The following is a 20257-nucleotide window of genomic DNA, read 5'->3' as shown; positions in this document are numbered from 1 at the left end:
CGTTCACGGTGTGGGACACCGCCCGGATGGCCCCCCAAACCGAACTGCATGGAAGAACAATGGCCAGATCGCCGCTCGACACGATCGTGAACACCGATGATCTGGAGCAGGCGGCGCGGCGCTACCTGCCCCGGATGCTGTATGACTGGATCGCCGGCGGCGCGGGAGACGAGCGCGGCCTTTCCGACAACTGGTCCGCCTTCGACCGGTTCCGCTTCATGCCGCGCTATCTGCGCGATGTCGCCACCTGCTCGATCTCGAAAAACGTGCTGGGGCGGAGTTTCAAAGGGCCGCTGGGCATCGCGCCGATGGGGTATTCCGGACTGTTCCGCCCGCAGGCGGAGCTTTTCTTTGCCGAGACCGCGAAGCGCTTCGATGTTCCCTACATCATGTCCGGCGTCAGCGTTTCCTCGATGGAGGCAGCTGCGCAGATCGCCGGCGAAAACCTCTGGTACCAGATCTATACGACCGCTGACGACACCATCAATCGCGACATGATCCGCAGGGCGGAAGCCTGCGGATGCGGCGCACTCGTCATGACAGTCGACATTCCGGTGGCCGCCAAGCGGGAACGCGACATTCGCAACGATATCGATATCCCGCCGAAATTCACGCCGAAGGCGATCCTGGATGGCCTGCTCCATCCGGCCTGGACCCTGCGATATCTGCTCGCGGGGGGCCTTCCCGTCATGGAGAACTGGGCGCCCTATCTTCCCAAGGGGGCCTCGGGGCTCGAGGTCGCGAAGTTCTCCATCGAACACGGCTATGCCTTGCAGACATGGGATCATCTGCGGCAGTTCCGCCAGCTCTGGCCGCGCGCCCTCGTCATCAAGGGCATCCTGCACCCCGAAGACGCGCGCCTGGCGCGTGAAGCGGGCGCGGATGCCATCATCGTGTCCAATCACGGCGGACGGCAGTTCGACCGCGCCGTCAACTCCATCGATTGCCTTCCTGCCATTCGCAAGACGGTCGGGGCGGATTTCCCCGTCATGTTCGACGGCGGCGTGCGCCGCGGGTCGGATCTCCTCACGCTTCTGTGCTGCGGTGTGGACTACGTCTTCGCCGGACGGCCGTTTCTCTATGGCGCGGCGGGCTTCGGCCAGGGCGGCGTGCACCGGGTGATGGAAATCTTCAACGACGAGCTTGCTGGTCTGATGCGGCAGCTCGGATGCCTCGACCTCGAGCGTGCCGACCTTGAGACCTTCATGATTGACCACCCTGGAACGCTTTCCGCGGGAAGAATGAGATGACATCAAGTCTCCGTGGCCTTGCAATGTAGCGGCGTCAGAACTTAACCCATCGGGTAAGCGCTTGGGCATTGCACGAGGAGGGCCCGCCGCCTCGTGCGCCACGTTCATATTCATTCGTGCTGCAAAAATGGGAGATAATCATGGAATATACACGCCTTGGAAATACAGGACTTGAGGTTTCCCGCCTCTGCCTTGGCTGCATGAGCTATGGCGAGCCCGACCGCGGCAGTCATCCATGGACGCTGTCGGAAGAGCAAAGTCGGCCCTTTATCCGCAAGGCGATTGAACTGGGGATAAACTTCTTCGATACCGCCAATGTCTACTCCGATGGAACGAGCGAGGAAATTCTCGGCCGCGCCATCAGGGACTACTCAGCGAGAGACGACGTCGTCATCGCCACGAAAGTCAACGGCCGGATGAAGCCCGGACCAAATGGGGCCGGCCTGTCGCGAAAAGCCATTCTTTCGGAGATTGATGCCAGCCTGAAGCGGTTGGGGACCGATTATGTCGACCTCTACCAGATCCACCGGTTCGACTATCAGACGCCAATCGAGGAAACGCTGGAAGCTTTGCATGATGTCGTCAAGGCGGGCAAAACACGTTACATCGGTGCGTCGTCCATGTACGCATGGCAATTCTCGAAAATGCTCGCCGTCTCGCAGGCGAACGGATGGACACGATTCGTCTCCATGCAGAACCACCTGAACCTTCTATACCGGGAGGAGGAAAGGGAGATGCTTCCGCTGTGCAAAGCAGAAGGCATTGGCGTCATCCCATGGAGCCCGCTCGCACGTGGTCGTCTGACCCGCGATTGGAACGCGCAAAGCGATCGCTCCGAAACCGACGAGATCGGCAAAGGCCTCTACAGGCGGGTGACAGAGGACGCCGACCGGCAAGTCGTGGAGGCAGTTGCAGAGATCGCGCAGAAGAGGGAGGTTCCCAGAGCGCAGATCGCGCTCGCATGGATCCTGTCGAAATCCGAAATCACGGCGCCCATCGTCGGGGCGACGAAGTTGCAGCATCTGGACGACGCTGTCGCTGCGCTGGCTGTCAGGCTCACCGCCGCGGAAATACAGGCTCTTGAGATCAACTACATTCCCCACTCTGTCGTTGGGTTTTCCTGACGACAGAGTGCAGGTGCCGAGGCGTCCACGGTTCATTGCAAAGCCGCCCATACTGACGACGCGGCCTACTTGCGAGAGAGAGCTGGGGCCTTGTGGCAATGGTCAAACCTGTTCTCCAAGGTGCTGTTGGACCCACTTCACCTCTTCCGATGCGGTACGCCCGAAATGCCGTCTGAAATCGCGGCTGAATTGCGCCGGGCTGACATAGCCGACCGATACGGCCACGTCTGCAATGGTCCCGCTCTGGCGGGCGATCATAAGTCTCGCTTCATGGAGCCGCATCGCTTTCACATACTGCATCGGGCTGGAGCCTGTCAGGTCCTTGAAATGAACATGATAGGAAGGGACGCTCATACCCACGCGTCTCGCAAGATCCGCGACGGCGATTTCTGAGCCGTAGTTTTCGCGCAGCCACGCCACGCTCTCGACCAGTTTTCCGGACGTCCCTTTCCGCTGAAGGGCTGCGATCGCCGCGCCGCCTTGCGGGCCGACCATGACGCGATAGTGCAATTCGCGCAGGATCGAGGTGCCGAGTACAGCGACATCAACCGCGCTGTTTAGCGCGGTCAGCAAGCGCAGCAGGACGTCCTCGATATCGCCTGAAATTCTGCTCGACAGAAGACTTTTCGGCCTTTCGCTGATAGGTCCTCCGTATTTTTCAACCTGCATGGCGATCTCGGCCGCCATCTGCATGTCGAACTCCAGATAGATGGCCAGCAACGGCCGTTGTGGACTGGCCATCGAGGTCATCCGGAATGGAACAGGCACCGAGACAGCGAGGTAGTGATCCTCGTCGTAGAGGTAGATTTCTCCTTCCAGAATCCCCTGCTTGCGTCCCTGCAGGACAAAGACGGCCCCCGGTTTATAGAGGACAGGGATGTCGTGAAGGACGGTTTCGGTGCGCAGGATGCGGATGCAGCCGAGTGCGGTTTGATTGTAGCCGTGACGAGTTGCGAGTGGTCCGGCCAATGCGACAAGCCGGTCCTTCATGGATGGATGGCGTCCGGAATTTATAGGATTTGGCAACATTATCAGAGTAATCGCAATCGCATTGGGCGATATGGAATATTATTTGTCATATATACATTTAACAGGAAGTTGCAGGGCATGTCACTCAAAACCTTCTTCATCACCGGAGCGAATTCCGGTTTCGGCCTCGCCATTGCCAAGGTCGCCATCCAGGCGGGGTACACGGTCATCGGGACCGTCCGCTCCGAAGCCGCGCGAGATATGCTGGCCAAGACGCTTCCTGCACTCCATACCGTCCTCTGTGACGTCACCGAATTCGACCGGATTCCAGGTGTGGTCCAGCAGGCGGAGGACGAACACGGCTCGGTCGATGTGCTGATCAACAATGCCGGATATGGTCACGAGGGCGTGCTCGAGGAATCGCCGATCGAGGAGATGCGGCGTCAGTTCGACGTCAATGTATTCGGGGCGGTTGCCGTGGCGAAGGCGTTTCTTCCCAGGTTCCGGAAGCGCCGCCGCGGCTTCGTCGTCAACGTCACCTCGATGGGCGGCATGATCACTATGCCCGGCATCGCATATTATTGCGGCAGCAAGTTTGCCCTTCAGGGCATCTCCGAGGTCATGCGGTCGGAAATGGCGCCGTTCGGTGTCCATGTCACGACGCTGTGTCCCGGCTCTTTCCGAACGGACTGGGCGGGGCGCTCCATGGTCCGTACGCAACGGTCCATCGCGGATTACGACAACCTGTTTGATCCGATACGCGAGGCCCGAAAGGCCGTGAGCGGCAAACAGCTTGGCGACCCGGAAAAGCTGGCAGCGGCCGTGCTCACCCTGATCGGGTCCGACAACCCCCCGCCGCAACTTCTGCTCGGCAGCGATGCCCTCAGGCACGTCACCGCGCGGATCGAGCGTCTGGAGCAGGAAATCGAGGAGTGGAAAGGCATTACAGTGTCGACGGACGGGTGACGGCAAAAATCAAGACCTTTGCCATTGACGCTCTGCCTACTAGTCTCGGCGAGAACATACGGGAAGCCGGAAATATTTGCGACGATACTCGAACCGGCGCTCAGCCGACTGACGCCCGCCGCCTCTCACTGAATATGTCTGATTCAGACTGAACCAGACATACTCTAGCGCAGAAAGGGTAAAGCCGTTCCCTGCGTAGGTATGCATATGCCTCAACCGAAATGTGTCGCCAGGATTTCATCAACGATGCCCTCGTCGTCGAGCCCGTAGACAAGGTTCCAGCGTTGGAAAGCCGTGCACGGATGCGAAATTCCAAGCTCGACAATATCACCGACGCAAAGGCGTTCGCTTTGCCGCACGAAGGCATGCTGATCGTTCAGCTTTTCGACAACCGGCGCCGCACCGCTGCCGATGTCGAGTTGGCCTCCGTTGCGAAAGGCTCTGCGGATGACCGGCAGCCCCTGATCATTGGGCGCGTCGCGCATGCCGAAACCACAGATGGCAAGGTCCGGTTCCGGTCTCGAGATGACTTCCGCCCATAGGGAAAGCACAGGCCTGATGGACGCTGCTACCTGGCTTGAGGCGCTGCGACGTGCCACGGATTCAAGCGCCTGTTTGTATAGCCCGTCGTCGGAAAAAAAGATGGCGCCCGAGCGTAAAACGAGACTGGCGCCGTACTCTCGCGCAAATGGCGCCAGCCGGGCGACGACCTCGTCGAAATACATCGATCCTCCCGCTGTTATCGTGAGCGACGTCTCCTTCCCGGCGGCGTCGCGGACGGCGAGGAACGTGTCTTCCACCAGCTGAAAGAGCTCGTCGAAGGCCGGGCGATAGTCGGCTCCCTGGACTGCGGCCGCCTCATAGGTGGCGACGCCGGCCAGTGCGATCTTTCCATTTGTTGAAAGCATGGCGTCGCGAATGCCGATGGCAGTTTCGAGTTTTCGTGCGCCGGTTCTGCCGAAACCCAGTTCGACAAGGCCGCGGATTTTCACGTCGTCGCTTTCGGCCATAGCCGCGTGAAGCGTTTTAACGGCCTCGACCGAATCCAGGAAAACCAGAATTTCCGCCTGGGGAAACGGCTTGATGGCCTTGACGAGATGGGCAGCGCCCGTCGCGCCGCCGGGCGGGCTGGCGTAGATCAGGCGGGTAAGCCCTGCATCCAGGAGCGTGTAGAGTTGCTGGATATTGGCGACCGTTGCGCCCCATGCACCCTGTTCGACCAGTGATCGTGCGAAAGCCGGCATCATCGGCGTCTTCGCATGGGGAGCAAGCAGCACCCCGGCATCATCCGCATAGTCGAGAAAGCGTTTTGTGTTCGCAAGCAATGCCGACTTGTCGAGCGTGAGAATGGGCAAAGGCATGTCGCCGCGCGCCGGCGACCAGTTTTTCGATCTGACCGACCCTCCGGACAGCGCCACGCCGGGCGGTATGCCGCGAAACCTGGCATCGATAACGGTCGTTGACTGGGTGGCGGCGTCGGTCATTGCTGTGGGAGCTCCATGGGCTGCTATAGTTTTTGCGATATTCGCTCGCAGGTTTGCTTGACGGCATCGAGGACTTGCGTGAGGTCGTCGGTGTCCGAAACGCGGTCGACATGGGGCACGATGATGCTTGCGACCGCGTCTCCGTCAAAGTTCAGGATCGGGCAGCAAATATCCGTAATCCCGAGGAAGTCCGTGCTTTTCCCGAGGATGTGGCCCTGGCGCCGAACGCCATCCAGGATGGCATTGATCGCGACGCCGTCGAATGGCTTCGCGCCATGGTTCTGGCAATCCCTCAGCATCAGCGCACGCTTCTCCTCCGGCTGGAAGGCCATGATGACCCGTCCGCTTGCGGCCTCGGAAGCGACGCGTCCATATCCGAGGTGAAGATTGAAGGTGACATCGGAATTGGTCGGGATCGACCCGATGATCACCGTGCGCCCTCTGTAAAGGACGACGAGGTGCGGGGCCTGGTTCACCGCCTCCGCGAGCGTGCGCATCTCCGGCAGGGCGATTTCGAGCAGCGTGCGCGATTGCGGCGTGCGCAGGCCAAGCGCGAAGAGCTTGGGGCTCAACGTCAGTTCGTCCGTATCGCTGTCGCGTTGCACGTAACCCCGGGCGATCAGCACGTGGATCATCCGAAAGATTTCGTTCTTGCTCTTGCCGAGCCGCTCCGCGAGTTCGCGGAGGGATACGGCGGATTCCTTTTCCGCAAGGCTTTCAAGGATATCGAGCCCCTTTTCCAAGGCCGGGGCCGAATAGGATTTATCGGCGCCGGTCGTTTCGTCAGACATTATCACATCTCCTTCTTTTGGCAATACACGTTTCATATAAGAAATGAGCTTTACATATGAAACGAAATGTGGTGCCATTCGTCAACATCTCGAGTTTGGCGGTTCAGAGATGTCACACAAAATCATCCGTCTCGATCGTTGTCAGCCAGAGGGAACAATTATGGCAATCTCGAAATTCACCCAGGTCATCCTCGCCTCCGCGCTTGGTCTCGGCCTCTATGTTTCACCTGCGGTATCGCAGGACAAGGCGACGATCGGCATCGTCGCGATCGATCTGCAGAGTTCATTCTTCGTTCGCATGCAGGAGGCCGGCGACAAGGCCGCCGCCGACTACGGCGTCGCCACGGCTTGGCAGAGCGCCGAAGGCAGCCCTGAAAAGCAGGTCTCGCTTATCGAGAACTTCATCAACCAGAAGGTCAGCGCGATCCTGATCGATCCCCTGGACAAGAACGCGCTCGTTCCGGTGATCAAGAAAGCACAGGACGCCGGCATCAATGTCATAACGATGGGCAACAAGATCGAGGGCGCCGGCAACTATGCAACGCTCTATCCCGACTACCAGAACATGTCGGAGGTCGCCCGTGCACTTGCTCATTCGATCGGCGGCAAGGGCGAAGTGGCCCTTTTGATCGGCGCGCGCGGCAATTATGTTTCGGATACGCGCGAAAAGGGATTTACCGATACGCTTGCGAAGGAATTCCCTGACGTCAAGGTCGTCGGCATCCAGCCTGCCGGCTGGGATCCTTCGAAGGCCGCGGATATCGCCCAGACCTGGTTGACCACCTATCCGGATCTCAAGGGTCTCTCCTGCATCTCCGACACGATGTGCCTTGGAGCGAACTCCGTGGCGGAAACCATGGGCAAGAGCCTGAAGATTGCGGGCTATGACGGCGATGCCGAAATGGCGCCGCTGATGGAAAGCGGAGCAATGTCTCTCGATGTTCTGACGGGGGCCTATCGCGTCGGCTACTGGAACGTCGCGGTCGCGGCGCGCCTCTCCAAGAGCGAGGAGCTCCCCAGGGACCTCTACATGCCGACCCATTTCATCGCGACGGATGCATCCGCAGCAGAACTGGAGAAGGCCGGACTGAAGCTGAACTACATCACGCCGCAGCAGGCCCAGGAGGTCAGCGTGGATTATTCCAGCGAATTCGGCCCGCAGCAGCCCACCTCGGCGATGAGCGTCGAAAACTGAGGCGAGGATCATCACGTGACCAAGGTGCAAGAAGAGCGCGAACTTGGCCCGTTGAAGGTTGAACGGCTGTCAGTCCTGACGGAAATGCGCGACGAGCTCCTGCTCGTCGCGCTGATCGGCCTCGCCATCATGGGGTTCGCGTTCGCGCACCCGACCTTTCTCTCGGTGGCAAACCTTCTCAACATCGGCCAGCAAAGCGCGATCGTGGCAATCGTCGCTTTCGGGATGACAGCGGTAATCATCGCGCGCGGCATCGACATTTCGGTGGGCGGCATCATGGCCTCGGCCGGCATCGTCGCGGCCATGACGGTCGAGGCGACAGGCTCGGGTGTGCTGGGCATTCTCGCCGCGTGCCTTGCCGGAGCGTTTTTTGGCGGCATCAATGCCGTTCTGATCGCCGTGATCGGCATCAGCCCCTTCATCGCAAGTCTCGGCACGATGGCGCTCGCAAAGGGAGCCGCGCTCAGCGTCTCGCACGCATCCAGCATTCTCGTGACGAATGAAACCATGCTGTGGGCCGGCCAGGCCACCGTGTTGGGCCTGCCCGCGGGCTTCCTTGTTGCTCTTCTGCTGTGCCTCGGCTGGAGCCTCCTGCTGAACAGGACTGTTCTCGGACGATCGATCTATGCCGTTGGCGGCAATGCCCCCGCTGCACAGGCGTCGCTCATCAACGTCCGGAAAACGCAGACCGCCACCTATATCCTGTGCGGCGCGTCCGCCGGGTTGGCTGCCGTCATCGGCATCGGACGGCTCGGCTCCGCCCAGCCGCTCGCGGGGACGGGCCTGGAATTTGCCGCCATCACCGCAGCCGTCGTCGGGGGAGCGAGTCTCGCTGGCGGAAAGGGTTCGGTCACCGGGACCATGCTCGGCGCAATCGCCATCGGAACCATCAATGCGGGACTGTCCTTTCTCCAGGTCTCGCAGCAGATCATCTACATGGTTTCGGGCCTCATGATTTTGGGCGCCGTTCTTGCCCGTGGGGACCTCGCCTGGACACAGCAGATCTTTGCCACGAACAAAGCGGCCTCCGGCACGCGAAAAAATGCTTCTGCCAGCGGCGAACGCCGTCTCAACATATCGGGAATTTCGAAATCCTTCGGCAGCGTAAAGGTGCTGCACGATATTTCCTTCACCGTTGAAAGCGGTGAGGTGGTTGCATTGATGGGCGAAAACGGGGCGGGCAAGTCGACCCTGATCAAGTGTCTGTGCGGCGTTCACAAGGCAAGTGACGGCACCATCGAGTTTGCTGGCGGCGATGCCGGGGAAGACGATGAGCGAAAGGACATCGCCGTCATTCATCAGCATTTCAGCCTTGTGCCCGACCTGACCGTCGCCGAAAGCCTCTCGCTCGGGCGCGAACCGGTGCAAGGGTTCTGGCTTCGCAGGTCCGTGATGCGGCGCAGGGCGGAAAAGGTCCTGGTCGAGGTCGGCCTGACATGTGATGTGGACGCGCCGGTCCGCAGCCTCACCGTCGGCCAGCGGCAGATGCTCGAAGTCGCAAAGGCTCTGATGGCCTCCGCCTGGCTGGTCGTCATGGACGAACCGACAAGCGCACTCAGCAATCGCGAGCGCGACCAGCTCTACGCGATCATCGCCAAGCTGAGGGCGAAGGGATGCGCCGTGCTCTATATCTCGCACAAGATGGAGGAGGTGAAGGCGCTTGCATCCCGTGCGATTGTCCTGCGAGACGGTCGTCTCGTCGGTGAAGCAGACCTGTCTTCCACATCGGAACGCCAGCTGGTTCACATGATGGTGGGCCGCGAGCTGGAAAACGTCTTCCCATGGAGCGGCGCCGATATCGGCGGCGAAATGATCGGGCTCAGCGCCATGGCGGGTGGGCTGGCCAAGAACGTCTCCTTCACCGTGCGACGGGGCGAAGTCGTCGGTCTGGCCGGGCTTATGGGAAGTGGCCGGTCCGATATCCTGCGCTGCATTGCCGGCGTGGATCGCCACGTTTCCGGCGACATAGTGCTGGGCGGCAAGCCACTGAAGCCCGGCGATCAGCGCATGTCGGCGCAGAACGGCATCGCCTTCATTCCAGAGGATCGCCATGTCGAGGGGATCGTGGGATGCCTGAGCATCGCCGACAATCTTGGTCTCATATGGATGCAGCGGCAGGCGCGCCTTGGCGTGGTTTCGAGGCGCGGCGTGCGCCGGGTTTCCGAATCCCTGATCCGCCAGCTGGATATCAGGCCGCCGGTGCCGAGCAAGGCGGTGGCGACGCTCTCTGGCGGAAACCAGCAGAAGGTCGTCATCGGAAAATGGCTGGCCGTAAATCCTGAAATCGTCCTGCTGGACGAGCCGACCAGCGGTGTCGATGTCGGTGCGAAGTCTGAAATTCACAAGGTCATCGGCGAGTTGAAGGCGAAGGGCGCGGCGATACTGCTCGTTTCGAGCGAACTTCCCGAACTCCTCGGCGTATCGGACCGCGTCGTGGTTATTCGCAACGGCGTGAGCGTGGGTGAATTGCCACGCGGCGTCAGCGAGCAGGAGGTCATGGAGCTTGCCTTCGGTTCCTCGGCGCCCGCGAAACTGGAGGCTCAGGCATGAAAGCGTCAAACAAGCTTCTTACCAATATCGGTCCGATCGCGCTTCTGCTGGTGACCATTCTCGTCTGTGGTCTGATCGACCCGCGCATTCTGACCGCCGAGAACCTGATCAACGTTCTGGCACAAAGCGTGCCCGTGCTCATGCTGGCCCTCGGCGCCTTCATTGTCCTGGTAACCGCCGGCATTGACCTGTCGGCGGGGGTTGCGGTCACGCTGGGCAGCATCGTGGTCGCCAGCTTGCTGACGGCGGGCGTCGACCTTCCGGTCGCTTTGGGCGGCGGCCTTCAGTCCGTCGCGACGATCGGCCTGGTGAATGGGGCTCTGGTGAGCATATTGCGCATTCCGGCCTTTGTTTCGACCCTTGCGACAATGTCCTGCATCCAGGGTCTCAGCCTGCTGATGGCGAAGCGCGGCGTCTATGTTCTCAGCGACCCCACCCTGAAGTTCTTGGGGATTACCCGCCTCGGGAACATTCCCGTCCTGCTGCTCTTCGCATGCCTCGTCGTTCTTTTCGCCTATGTGCTGATGCACCACACGCGGTTCGGCCTTCGCGTCTATGCCACCGGCTCCGACCCGGCTGCCGCGTCGCTTGCAAACGTTCCGGTCAACCGAATCTACCTTCTCACCTATGTGGTTGCGGCAGGCTTCACGTTCATGTCGGTCATCACATTGATCGCGCGGACCCCGATCGTGACGCCCAATCTCGGCGGCCAGTCCCTGCTTCTCGACGCGATTGCCGCCTGCGTCCTCGGAGGAACCAGCATCTTTGGAGGGCGGGGCACCGTGGTGGGCGTGGTCATGGGAACGCTCATCGTCGGACTGTTTTCAAACGCCCTGCGCGTCGTCGGCATCGATCCCTCCAGCCTGGACCTCATGAAGGGAACGCTGGTCATCGCAGCCCTTCTTTGCGACGCCGCGATGCTGTCGGCGCGCCGCAGCATACTTAAGGAACATGCAAAGTGAATCCCAAACCCGCCATGCAAAACCATGATCGTCACCAGGCGGAGCCGATCCTGGAGGTTGCGATCGATATTCTGGCGAAGCTGGTCTCCTTCGCATCGGTCAGCTCCGAGCCGAACGGTGATGTCATCGCATTCATCAGCGACTACCTTTCCGCGAAGGGTGCGCGCGTGGAGCGGCTGCGCAGCCCGGACCAGGAGAAGGAAAATCTCTGGGTCACGTTCGGTGACGACGCTGATAGCGGGGGTCTTGTCCTGTCCGGCCATATCGACGTCGTGCCGGTGACGGGTCAGACCTGGACGAAGCCGCCGTTTTCGCTGACGCGTGACGAAACGCGTGTCTACGGCCGCGGAACGACAGACATGAAAGGCTTCCTCGCCTGCGCCATGGCCGCAAGCGATCTTTTCCAGCAGGGAAAGCTGCGGCGCCCGGTGCACATTGCCGTTACCTTCGACGAGGAGGTCGGCTGCCAGGGAGCGCGGGAACTGGTCGATTTCCTGGAGCGAAGGAACATCCGGCCCGCAGCCATTATCGTCGGAGAACCGACATCGATGGCCGTTGTCGATCGTCACAAGGGATCGGTCGGCTTCACGACGGAGATCGTCGGCACGCCCGCGCATTCGTCGCAGGTCCATCTGGGGCAGAGCGCGATCAGGATCGCCAGCGAGCTCGTAAACGAACTGGTCGTGATCGGCGAGCAACTGATGGCAGAGGCGGCCGACGCTGCTTTTCCCTATCCCTATCCATCCATCAATGTCGGTGCGATCAGGGGAGGCGAGGTCAGGAACATCGTCGCTGCGAGCTGCACCCTCGACTGGGAGATCCGCCCGATCGTTCCGCAGCAGCTCGTCGACATCAGACAGGCTTTCGACCAGCATGTGGCGGAGAAGATGCGGCAATACACCGATGCCGGAGGATTGATCCCCTCGATCGTGACGCATGTCGCCTATGACACGCCGCCTCTGGTTTGGTGGCCGACCTCCGAGGCCGTCTCTCTGGCGATGAAATTCGCGGATCGGAACGACGCGTCCGCCGTGTCCTACGGCACGGAAGCGGGGATCTACCAGGAGGCCGGTTTCAGCACCGTCGTTTGCGGTCCCGGCGACATTCAGCAGGCGCACGCCGCGGACGAGTGGATCGCGATCGACCAGCTCGAACAATGCCTCACCTTCATGCGTCGTCTCGCGCAATTTGTGGCCGAGCCCGTTTAGCGGTCTGGAGTTGCGAAAATGAGAATTGCCGAACACGTCTATCTCGTCGCATCCGGAATGCAGGGCTGCGCCCTGACGGACGACCTCGACTGCAATTGTTATCTGTTCGATTCCGGTGCCGGACTTGTCCTGTTCGACAGCGGCGCCGGACGGGATATCGGCCGGATACGCGCCGTCATCGAAGCGGACGGATTGTCTGTCGAAGACATCACTCATGTCTTTCTCACCCATGGGCATGCGGACCACTCCGGCGGGGCGGCGGCGATAGGCGCGGCTGGCAACGCCCGCATCGTCTGCGGCGCCGCGACGGGCGAAGTCCTCTCCATAGGCGAGGTCGGGATTAGCCTGGATGCGGCCCGCAGGGCCGGGGTCTATCCCGCCGACTATCGGTACACGGCTCCTGTCCCCGATCGGATTGTCGGTTCCGGCGAGACGCTGGAAATCGGCAGGCTGCAGATAACCGCGCTGCCGACGCCCGGCCACAGCGCCGATCACATGTCCTACGTGGTGAACATGACGGGCACGGGCTTTCTGGTGTCGGGCGACGCGCTCTTTCATTCAGGGCGCATCATCTACCAGGCAACCTACGATTTCGACATTGGCCAATCCTGCAAGAGCATCCAGACGATCGCTGCGCAGGCGTTTTCCGGCCTGCTCCCCGGCCATGGAATGTTCACGGTTTCGGCGGGACAACGCCATGTGCAGGCGGCGCTCGCCGCGATCCGGGCCATGAGCCCGCCCGCACCGTTGCAGCTTGTGAAATTGTGACTTGGAGATGGTGAGATGACGAGGTTCAGCGGCAAAGTCGTGGTTGTGACTGGTGGCGCAAGCGGGATCGGCGCTGCGACCGTCGCGGCATTTCTGGGCGAAGGCGCGCGCGTCGCCGTGCTCGACCGTGCGTTCAGCGGGACGAAAGACAACGGAGACGACATGCTTGTCGAAGTCGCCTGTGACGTGTCCGAGGAAAGCGACGTCGAGACTGCCTTCGATGGGGTCGTGGACCGCTGGGGCGCGGTCGATGTCGTGGTCCATGCCGCAGCGGCGCTGGGCTCGAGCGCCCCGTTTCACGAGCTTTCGCTTGCGACCTGGCGCAAATATATCGACGTCAATCTCACGGGCTCATTCCTGATATGCCGCGCGGCCGCCAATCGCATGATGACCGGCCGTATCGAGGGGCGCATCATCCTGGTCGGTTCGGTCAATTCCTTCGCCGCCGAGCGGGAGGCTGCCCCCTATGTCGCGAGCAAGGGCGGGGTTCGTCTCCTGACAAGAGCGGCGGCCGTCGATCTCGCGCGGTTCGGAATAACGGTCAATATGGTCGCGCCAGGCCCTATCACCACGCCGGCCACGGCGGCGAATTTCGACAGCGACGACACTAGGGCCCTCTTCTCGCGGGTGTTGCCGGCGGGCGGTCCGGGTCAACCGCAAGATGTCGCCGCTGCCATCCTTTTTCTGGCGACGAAGGAAAGTCGCTTCATCACGGGAACGGACATCGTCGTGGACGGCGGCATGTTTGCGCAAATTCTGGGCTGATCGGAAGTCACCGCCGCCGAAAAGAGGAACAGGCGGCCATACCTTTGAGGATATCATCATGAACTATGACGTCATCGTCGTTGGCGCCGGGTCGGCCGGTGCCGTGGTTGCCGCTCGATTGAGCGAGGATCCGGACCGGCGCGTCCTGCTTCTGGAGGCTGGGCCGAGCTATCGCAGCGCCGAGCAGCCCCCGGAGATGCAGAGCGCCAATCCCTTCAACCTGATCCTGCCGAAACACTTTCAGGACCGCTACATGTATACGGACCTGATGGCCCGGCGGACCAAGAAACAGGACCATCGCATCTACTGGCGCGGCAAGGGGCTGGGCGGCTCGTCCGCGGTCAACGCGCAGATTGCCATTCGCGGCCCCCTGCATGCCTTCGATCGCTGGGCCGAAATGGGCTGCGAAGGCTGGTCGGGTCGCGACGTGCTGCCCTATTTCATGAAGCTGGAGGACGATCCCGTCGACGCCGCTTATCATGGCAAGGATGGTCCCATCCCGATCTACAGGGCTCCCTTCGAGCGCTGGGGCAATGTGGACAAGGCCATGCGCGAAAGTGCGATGGCGCTTGGTCACCCCTGGTGCGACGACCTGAATGCGCCGGACGCCGAGGGCGTCTGCACATTCGCAATCAACAGCCGGGACGGCAAACGCGTTTCCGTCAGCGACGGCTATCTCGAGCCTGCGCGCGGCAGGGCCAACCTGACGATCATTGGCGAAGCACTGGTCGATACGGTCGTTTTCGACGGAAACGCTGCAACGGGCGTCGCTGCGATCGTCGGCGAAGAACGACATGAATTCTCCGCGCCGCTGGTCGTCCTCTCGGCGGGCGCAATCCATAGTCCCGCCATTCTCCAGCGATCGGGCATCGGGCCGGCCGCCCTGCTTGCCCGGCACGGGATCGCTATTCGCGCGGACCTTCCGGTCGGGGAGCGGTTCTTTGATCATCCCTATTGCCGCATCGAACTGAAGTTGAAACCGCAGTTCAAGGCCGTCGATGTCGATGCGCGCCACACGAATTGCTGCGTCAAGATGAGTTCCGGCGTTGCCGGCGGCACGCCACAGGATATCCTCTTCAATGCAATGAACCACGGTGGCGTTGGTGTCGAAGCCGATCGCGCGCAATTCGGCGAATCCATGATCAACCTGATCCTGATGGAAGCCAAAAGCAGAGGCTCCGTCCAGCTGTCGTCGCCGCGGGTGCAGGACCAGCCGATCATCGACGAGAACATGCTGGATCATCCGAATGATCTGGAGCGCATGCGTCTCGCCTATCGCCATCTGGGCAAAATCGGCAAGCAGGCGCCGCTGCAAACCATCGCCGATCGCATGCTGCTCGGAAATACCGATTTGCCGTTGACCTGGCTGGATACGGCGACGGACGATCAGGTCGACGACTTCCTGCTCGAACAGTCCTCCGATGCCCAGCACGGGGCCGGGGGCTGCTGCATGGGCCCGGCCGATGATGCAGACAGTGTCGTCGACGTGACGGGCAGGGTGCGGGGCATGCGTGGACTGTACGTGGCGGATGCGTCGGTCATGCCGCTCGATTGCCAGGCAAACACCAACCTTTCCATCATCATGATCGGTGAAAAGATCGCTGATGGCCTTCGCCACGGGAACGCACAATGAGCACGACCGAAAGCCCCGTCGGCCGCCTCAAGGCGCTCGGACTTGAACTGCCGCGGGAATTCAGCCCGGGCGGCAATTACATACCCTACCGGCGCTGTGGCGATGTCCTCTATTTCTCGGGCCAGGGGCCCAGAACGGCATCGGGCGCTTGGATCACGGGCACTGTGGGAGAGGACGTTACGGTCGAACAGGCCTATGAGCAGGCCCGGGACATCGGCCTTGCCCTTCTTGCCGCCGCCGACAAGGCGGCAGGCGGCCTGGAACGCATCGAGGTGGTGAAGATCTTCGGCATGGTGCGGGCGAGCGGCGACTTTGCGCGACATGCGGAGGTCGTCAACGGGTGCTCGGATCTCCTCGTCAGCGTGCTCGGTGACCGCGGCAAGCATGCACGCTCGGCGGTCGGCATGGGCTCTCTCCCGAACGGCATGACCGTCGAGATCGAGGGAATTATGCGCATCCTGCCGGAGGGAACATCTTGATCTGCTACAATGAAGGTTGCTTCGTTGGTCGGGCATGGTCGCCGGAGGCGCAAGGCCCGATCCTGGTCACCATCCGCGACGGCCGCGTCCTCGATATCACATCGAAGGAGGCCGCGACCGTTCGCGACCTCCTTGAACGGGATGATCCGGCGGCCTTCCTGCGGGATGCGCAGGGTCGCGATGTGGGTGCGCTGGAACAGCTGCTCGACATCCGGCAGCCCGACCTTTCACGCCTTCATCTGCTGGCGCCGATCGATCTCCAGGCGATAAAGGCCTGTGGCGTCACGTTCGCCCGCTCCATGATCGAGCGCGTCATAGAGGAGCGCGCCGCTGGCAATCCCGACCGGGCGGCAAGCATCCGCGACAAGGTGGCGGAGATCATCGGCACGAGCCTGCGCGACCTGAGGGCGGGCTCCGAAGCCGCGCAGAAGGTCAAGGCCGCATTGATCGAGGAAAACCTCTGGTCGCAATATCTGGAGGTCGGCATCGGCCCGGATGCCGAGGTCTTCACCAAGGCTCAGGTCTTGTCCGCGGTCGGAACGGGGGCGGATGTCGGCTTGCATCCGAGCTCCAGGTGGAACAATCCGGAGCCGGAGGTCGTGCTCGTGGTCGACAGCGAGGGCGTCGTCAAGGGCGCGACGCTCGGCAACGACGTCAACCTGCGCGACATCGAAGGCCGCTCGGCGCTGCTGCTTGGCAAGGCGAAGGACAACAACGCCTCCTGCGCCATCGGTCCCTTTGTCCGTCTCTTCGACCCGGCCTATTCGATCGACGACGTGCGCAATGCGGAGCTCGACCTGCATGTCGCGGGTGAGGATGGTTTCGTGCTGCGCGGCAAGAGTTCGATGAAGGAAATCAGCCGCGATCCGCTCGAACTCGTCGCCCAGACGCGCGGCCGGCACCACCAGTATCCGGATGGCTTCGTCCTCTTTCTCGGCACGCTCTTTGCGCCGGTGCAAGATCGCGGTACGCCGGGACACGGTTTCACGCACCAAATCGGTGACGTGGTGACGATCTGCAACGACAAGCTCGGTGCTCTCGTGAACCGGGTCATGCTTTCGACAGAATGCACGCCATGGACATATGGAGCGTCGCATCTCATGCGCAGTCTCGCCGCCCGAAACCTTCTCTAGAGATTCCGCCTGACCACGCACCAGCTAGAAGGAAATGACCATCGCGGCTCGAGAGGAGCAGTCGAGGTGGTCTTAAAGCGCCGGATCGCCTTGGGTCTGATGATCAGAGCACGGGATCCGCACGGCGCGGCACGCGATCGGAAACATGAACCCTCGCCCGACATGCGGCGGGCGAGGGGCGTCTGTTCGGATGAAATCAAGCCGCTTTCTTGGTGCGACCCGCGAGAGCGGAGATCGCATGTTTCACAGTCGAGACAACGAAATCACGCTCGGCCCCGACAAGCGGGAGCCGCGGAGCGCGGGTCCATTCCGGAGCGCCGTAGACAAGATTTTCGGCAAGCTTGATGTACTGGACAAGCTTGACATGCGTGTCCAGGTGGAACGACGGCGTCAGGATCCTGTAGAGGGCGCGGGCTTCTGCATAACGGTCTTCGGCGCACAGGTTGAAGAGCTCGACACATTCGGCGGGCCAGACATTCGTCATGCCGGAAACCCAGCCGGTCACGCCGAGCGCCGAGCTTTCGACGATGAGGTCGTCGACGCCACAGAAGATGCTGAACCGGTCGCCGAAGGCCACATACATGTCGGTGACGCGGCGGATGTCGCCGGTCTCTTCCTTGATGCACACGATCTCCGGCACATCGACGAGATCCTTGAGAACGTCGACGGTGCAGTCGACGCCATATGCGATCGGATTGTTGTAGATCATGATCGGCAGCGACGAGGCGCTGGCGATGCCCTTGTACCATTCGACGGTCTCGCGGTTGTCCGTCTTGTAGCCAAGGCTCGGGAAAACCATGAGGCCCTGCGCTCCGAAGGATTCGTAGAGCTTTGCGTTCTTCTTCGCATTTTCCAGCGTGATTTCGGCGAGGCCGGAAAGGACGGGAACGCGGCCTTTCACGACGTCGACAGCGGCCCGAATGACGGCTTCACGCTCGTCCATGCTCATCGACGCATTTTCGCCGAGCATCGGAAGAACGATAATGCCCGAAACGCCCGAGTTCACGAGGCGCTCGATGCTCGCCTTGGTCTGTTCGATCTCGACCTTGCCGTCCTGCGTCAGCTTCGTCGTCACTGCCGGAAACACGCCTGTCCACTTCGTCATAGTCTAACCATCCTGTCCTGTTGGCCTTAAAAGAAAGATTGGATCCAATCTACAATTAAACAATCATGCTGTCCACACCGGCTGTGAAACTTTTTTTGGTCCGCCTGATTCCGCGGCGAAAGCCGGTCGGCGGATCGCAGGCGTTTCGCACGTCATGTGGTGCGACAAGCCGCATGATCCGGAGGCGAACGCGCGCAACGCGGTCTTTTACGGGGAAAAGGCGATTGACCGTTCGCCGTGCGGAACCGGATCGTCGGCGCGAATGGCTCAACTGGTGGCGCGGCAGCGCCTCAATGTCGGCGAAACATTCGTCCATGAAAGCATTATCGGCACGATGTTCCATTGGCCGCGTGGAGGCCGCGGCCAATGTGGGGTCTTTCTCTGGTATTCTTCCGAGTGTATCTGGATGGGCGCGCGTGACCGGGCACAACACGATCTTTGTCGATGACCACGACCCGCTTCGCCACGGCTTCCAGATTGTATGAATCGTCATTCCTCCCATTTTCCGTCCCAGCAGCCGGCTTATGCGGCCCGCTTTCCCGACATTTCAAGGGAAAGCGCGCTCGCGGATGTCCTGGACGTTGTCCAGTTGGCGCATGCAAATTATTTCGTCGAGGGCGCCAACGACGCGACGTCGCTGCCCTACGACCGCCGGCCCGTGAAGCAGGGCGACCCATATGACCTCGTTTCCATCGGCGCCGTCGGTTTCGGAATTCTGGCCATCGTGGTCATGACGTTCCGGCAATGGATCGCGCATCCGGAAGCATGTCGCCGCATCGACCGGATCGTGGACAGCCTTGAGCAGATCCCACGATTCAAAGGCGCCTTCCCGCATTTCGTTCGGGCGACGACGCTGAAGGTCGTGCAGTGGATTCCGAGGGACGACGGCGCCGATCTCGTGGAGACGAGCCTGCTCATCCAGGGCCTTATCTGCGCCCGCGAGTTCTTCTCGGGTGATACGCCGGTCGAGAGCGATTTGCGGAAGCGGATCAATCGTCTCTGTAACGCCGTCGATTGGTCGGGCTTCGTTCGCCCCGGCGCCCGGCCGTCGCTGTACTGGCACTGGAGCCCTAAGCACGAATGGCACCTGAACACGCCCATCACGGGCTGGAACGAGGCGCTGATCGCTTACGTGCTGGCGGCAGGTTCCGAATCTTCGCCGATCGATCCGGAAGTCTACCATGTCGGCTGGGCAAATGAAGGCAGGCATCGAAACGGAGGGTCCTATTACGGTCATGCCCTTCCAGCCGGCATGCCTTTTGGCGGACCGCTTTTCCTGTCGCAATATTCCTTCTGTGCGCTGGATCCTCGAAATCTCCGTGACGACTATGTCGATCATTGGGAGCAGGCCGTCGCGCATGCGCGCATCAATTTCGAGCACTGCAAGCGAAATCCGAAAGGTCACGGCGGCTATGGCGCGCACGGATGGGGACTGACGGCCTCCGATGGTCCGCGCGGCTATCTGGTGAGTTGCCCTGCCAACGATCACGGCGTGCTGTCGCCGACCGCTGCTCTTTCGAGTTTTCCCTTTGTCCCTGTGGAAGCGGAAGCTGCCCTTCGGTCGTTTCTTTCGTACGAGGATGGCCGGCTCTGGTCGAAATATGGCTTTGCCGATGCGTTTTCCCCAGGTGAGAACTGGATCTCGGCCTGGCATCTTGCAATCGACCAAGGCCCTATCGTCGCGATGATCGAAAACTATAGATCAGGGCTGCTTTGGCGCCTGTTCATGGGCGCTCCAGATGTGCAGCGCGGCTTGCATCTGCTCGGTTTTCGCGACACGCGCACCTGATCGTTTTCTGGGCTCCCGCGTGCTGCGATTTCCCCGCGTCGACACTAGACGCAGCTTTCGGAATATAATAGATTGGATCCAATAAT

18 protein-coding genes and 1 pseudogene are annotated in these 20257 nt (G+C 61.1%); 14 read left to right on the top strand and 5 right to left on the bottom strand.

Translation table 11 applies throughout. The features are described from left to right. Positions 1 to 8: 8 nt before the first annotated feature. Together VGN93_RS10320 and VGN93_RS10315 are read left to right on the top strand one after the other, a co-directional pair. Positions 9 to 1250 (top strand): alpha-hydroxy acid oxidase, encoded by a 1242-nt coding sequence (locus tag VGN93_RS10320; RefSeq protein WP_327507435.1) that lies wholly within the window; start codon positions 9 to 11, stop codon positions 1248 to 1250. A 140-nt stretch (positions 1251 to 1390) separates the two neighbouring features. After that, on the top strand, positions 1391 to 2374 hold the full coding sequence (locus VGN93_RS10315; RefSeq protein ID WP_327507434.1) for an aldo/keto reductase: 984 nt from the start codon (positions 1391 to 1393) through the stop codon (positions 2372 to 2374). Positions 2375 to 2476: 102 nt separating this feature from the next. Here the strand turns inward: VGN93_RS10315 and VGN93_RS10310 are convergent, their stop codons facing one another. Beyond that, positions 2477 to 3403 (bottom strand): AraC family transcriptional regulator, encoded by a 927-nt coding sequence (locus VGN93_RS10310; protein ID WP_327507433.1) that lies wholly within the window; start codon positions 3401 to 3403, stop codon positions 2477 to 2479. Positions 3404 to 3481: 78 nt separating this feature from the next. Between VGN93_RS10310 and VGN93_RS10305 the strand changes: the two genes are divergently transcribed. Next, on the top strand, positions 3482 to 4309 hold the full coding sequence (locus tag VGN93_RS10305; protein WP_327507432.1) for an oxidoreductase: 828 nt from the start codon (positions 3482 to 3484) through the stop codon (positions 4307 to 4309). Positions 4310 to 4521: 212 nt separating this feature from the next. On the opposite strand, the gene VGN93_RS10300 is transcribed toward VGN93_RS10305, so the two are convergent. Next, a complete protein-coding gene (locus VGN93_RS10300) occupies positions 4522 to 5793 on the bottom strand; it encodes an alanine racemase (protein WP_327507431.1) in 1272 nt (423 codons plus the stop codon). A 23-nt stretch (positions 5794 to 5816) separates the two neighbouring features. Next, on the bottom strand, positions 5817 to 6662 hold the full coding sequence (locus tag VGN93_RS10295) for an IclR family transcriptional regulator (RefSeq protein WP_327507430.1): 846 nt from the start codon (positions 6660 to 6662) through the stop codon (positions 5817 to 5819). A gap of 82 nt (positions 6663 to 6744) precedes the next feature. On the opposite strand from VGN93_RS10295, the gene VGN93_RS10290 reads away from it, so the two are divergent. Next, positions 6745 to 7779, top strand: a complete 1035-nt coding sequence (locus VGN93_RS10290; protein WP_327507429.1) for a sugar ABC transporter substrate-binding protein — start codon at positions 6745 to 6747, stop codon at positions 7777 to 7779. A gap of 69 nt (positions 7780 to 7848) precedes the next feature. Here the strand turns inward: VGN93_RS10290 and VGN93_RS10285 are convergent, their stop codons facing one another. Beyond that, on the bottom strand, positions 7849 to 7974 hold the full coding sequence (locus tag VGN93_RS10285; protein ID WP_327507596.1) for a hypothetical protein: 126 nt from the start codon (positions 7972 to 7974) through the stop codon (positions 7849 to 7851). Between the two features lie 30 nt (positions 7975 to 8004). On the opposite strand from VGN93_RS10285, the gene VGN93_RS10280 reads away from it, so the two are divergent. From VGN93_RS10280 to VGN93_RS10245, 8 genes are read left to right on the top strand one after another with little or no spacing between them, the layout of a single operon-like run. Continuing rightward, on the top strand, positions 8005 to 10329 hold the full coding sequence (locus VGN93_RS10280; protein WP_327507589.1) for an ATP-binding cassette domain-containing protein: 2325 nt from the start codon (positions 8005 to 8007) through the stop codon (positions 10327 to 10329). Between the two features lie 50 nt (positions 10330 to 10379). Then, positions 10380 to 11291, top strand: a complete 912-nt coding sequence (locus VGN93_RS10275) for an ABC transporter permease (protein ID WP_327507428.1) — start codon at positions 10380 to 10382, stop codon at positions 11289 to 11291. Beyond that, positions 11288 to 12499, top strand: coding sequence for an acetylornithine deacetylase (argE, locus tag VGN93_RS10270; protein WP_327507427.1), 1212 nt, complete (start codon positions 11288 to 11290; stop codon positions 12497 to 12499). The genes VGN93_RS10275 and argE overlap by 4 nt, the downstream gene beginning before the upstream one ends. 18 nt (positions 12500 to 12517) lie before the next feature. Next, on the top strand, positions 12518 to 13267 hold the full coding sequence (locus VGN93_RS10265; protein ID WP_327507426.1) for an MBL fold metallo-hydrolase: 750 nt from the start codon (positions 12518 to 12520) through the stop codon (positions 13265 to 13267). Between the two features lie 15 nt (positions 13268 to 13282). Then, complete coding sequence (locus VGN93_RS10260; RefSeq protein ID WP_327507425.1) at positions 13283 to 14032, top strand: SDR family NAD(P)-dependent oxidoreductase; 750 nt, start codon at positions 13283 to 13285, stop codon at positions 14030 to 14032. 58 nt (positions 14033 to 14090) lie between these two features. Continuing rightward, positions 14091 to 15665, top strand: a complete 1575-nt coding sequence (locus tag VGN93_RS10255) for a GMC family oxidoreductase (RefSeq protein ID WP_327507588.1) — start codon at positions 14091 to 14093, stop codon at positions 15663 to 15665. Then, on the top strand, positions 15662 to 16144 hold the full coding sequence (locus tag VGN93_RS10250) for a RidA family protein (RefSeq protein ID WP_327507424.1): 483 nt from the start codon (positions 15662 to 15664) through the stop codon (positions 16142 to 16144). The genes VGN93_RS10255 and VGN93_RS10250 overlap by 4 nt, the downstream gene beginning before the upstream one ends. Beyond that, complete coding sequence (locus VGN93_RS10245) at positions 16138 to 17277, top strand: fumarylacetoacetate hydrolase family protein (protein ID WP_414714080.1); 1140 nt, start codon at positions 16138 to 16140, stop codon at positions 17275 to 17277. The genes VGN93_RS10250 and VGN93_RS10245 overlap by 7 nt, the downstream gene beginning before the upstream one ends. A 196-nt stretch (positions 17278 to 17473) precedes the next feature. Here VGN93_RS10245 and VGN93_RS10240 read toward each other — a convergent pair whose 3' ends face one another. Then, positions 17474 to 18382 carry a dihydrodipicolinate synthase family protein gene (locus VGN93_RS10240; RefSeq protein WP_327507422.1) on the bottom strand — a complete coding sequence of 303 codons (909 nt, stop codon included), beginning with the start codon at positions 18380 to 18382 and terminating at the stop codon, positions 17474 to 17476. A 130-nt stretch (positions 18383 to 18512) separates the two neighbouring features. Between VGN93_RS10240 and VGN93_RS10235 the strand changes: the two are divergent. After that, a pseudogene (locus VGN93_RS10235) lies at positions 18513 to 18867 on the top strand (proline racemase family protein); the annotation flags it as partial. After that, positions 18864 to 20171: a glucoamylase family protein gene (locus tag VGN93_RS10230; protein WP_327507421.1), complete on the top strand. Its 1308-nt coding sequence runs from the start codon at positions 18864 to 18866 to the stop codon at positions 20169 to 20171. The pseudogene VGN93_RS10235 and the gene VGN93_RS10230, both read left to right, overlap by 4 nt. Positions 20172 to 20257: the final 86 nt, after the last annotated feature.

It is taken from the genome of Shinella sp. (genome assembly GCF_035998705.1).
Lineage (GTDB): Bacteria > Pseudomonadota > Alphaproteobacteria > Rhizobiales > Rhizobiaceae > Shinella.
The sequence above is the reverse complement of the archived record's forward strand: the minus strand, read 5'-3'. Positions and strand labels throughout refer to the sequence as shown.

Bases quoted from the DNA above. Each gene is read 5' to 3' on its own strand.
- VGN93_RS10230 (WP_327507421.1), top strand. From the start codon at position 18,864: ATGAATCGTCATTCCTCCCATTTTCCGTCCCAGCAGCCGGCTTATGCG.
- VGN93_RS10255 (WP_327507588.1), top strand. From the start codon at position 14,091: ATGAACTATGACGTCATCGTCGTTGGCGCCGGGTCGGCCGGTGCCGTG.
- VGN93_RS10250 (WP_327507424.1), top strand. From the start codon at position 15,662: ATGAGCACGACCGAAAGCCCCGTCGGCCGCCTCAAGGCGCTCGGACTT.
- VGN93_RS10315 (WP_327507434.1), top strand. From the start codon at position 1,391: ATGGAATATACACGCCTTGGAAATACAGGACTTGAGGTTTCCCGCCTC.
- VGN93_RS10280 (WP_327507589.1), top strand. From the start codon at position 8,005: ATGACAGCGGTAATCATCGCGCGCGGCATCGACATTTCGGTGGGCGGC.
- VGN93_RS10295 (WP_327507430.1), bottom strand. From the start codon at position 6,662: ATGGCACCACATTTCGTTTCATATGTAAAGCTCATTTCTTATATGAAA.
- VGN93_RS10305 (WP_327507432.1), top strand. From the start codon at position 3,482: ATGTCACTCAAAACCTTCTTCATCACCGGAGCGAATTCCGGTTTCGGC.
- VGN93_RS10300 (WP_327507431.1), bottom strand. From the start codon at position 5,793: ATGACCGACGCCGCCACCCAGTCAACGACCGTTATCGATGCCAGGTTT.
- VGN93_RS10260 (WP_327507425.1), top strand. From the start codon at position 13,283: ATGACGAGGTTCAGCGGCAAAGTCGTGGTTGTGACTGGTGGCGCAAGC.
- VGN93_RS10310 (WP_327507433.1), bottom strand. From the start codon at position 3,403: ATGTTGCCAAATCCTATAAATTCCGGACGCCATCCATCCATGAAGGAC.
- VGN93_RS10265 (WP_327507426.1), top strand. From the start codon at position 12,518: ATGAGAATTGCCGAACACGTCTATCTCGTCGCATCCGGAATGCAGGGC.
- VGN93_RS10240 (WP_327507422.1), bottom strand. From the start codon at position 18,382: ATGACGAAGTGGACAGGCGTGTTTCCGGCAGTGACGACGAAGCTGACG.
- VGN93_RS10290 (WP_327507429.1), top strand. From the start codon at position 6,745: ATGGCAATCTCGAAATTCACCCAGGTCATCCTCGCCTCCGCGCTTGGT.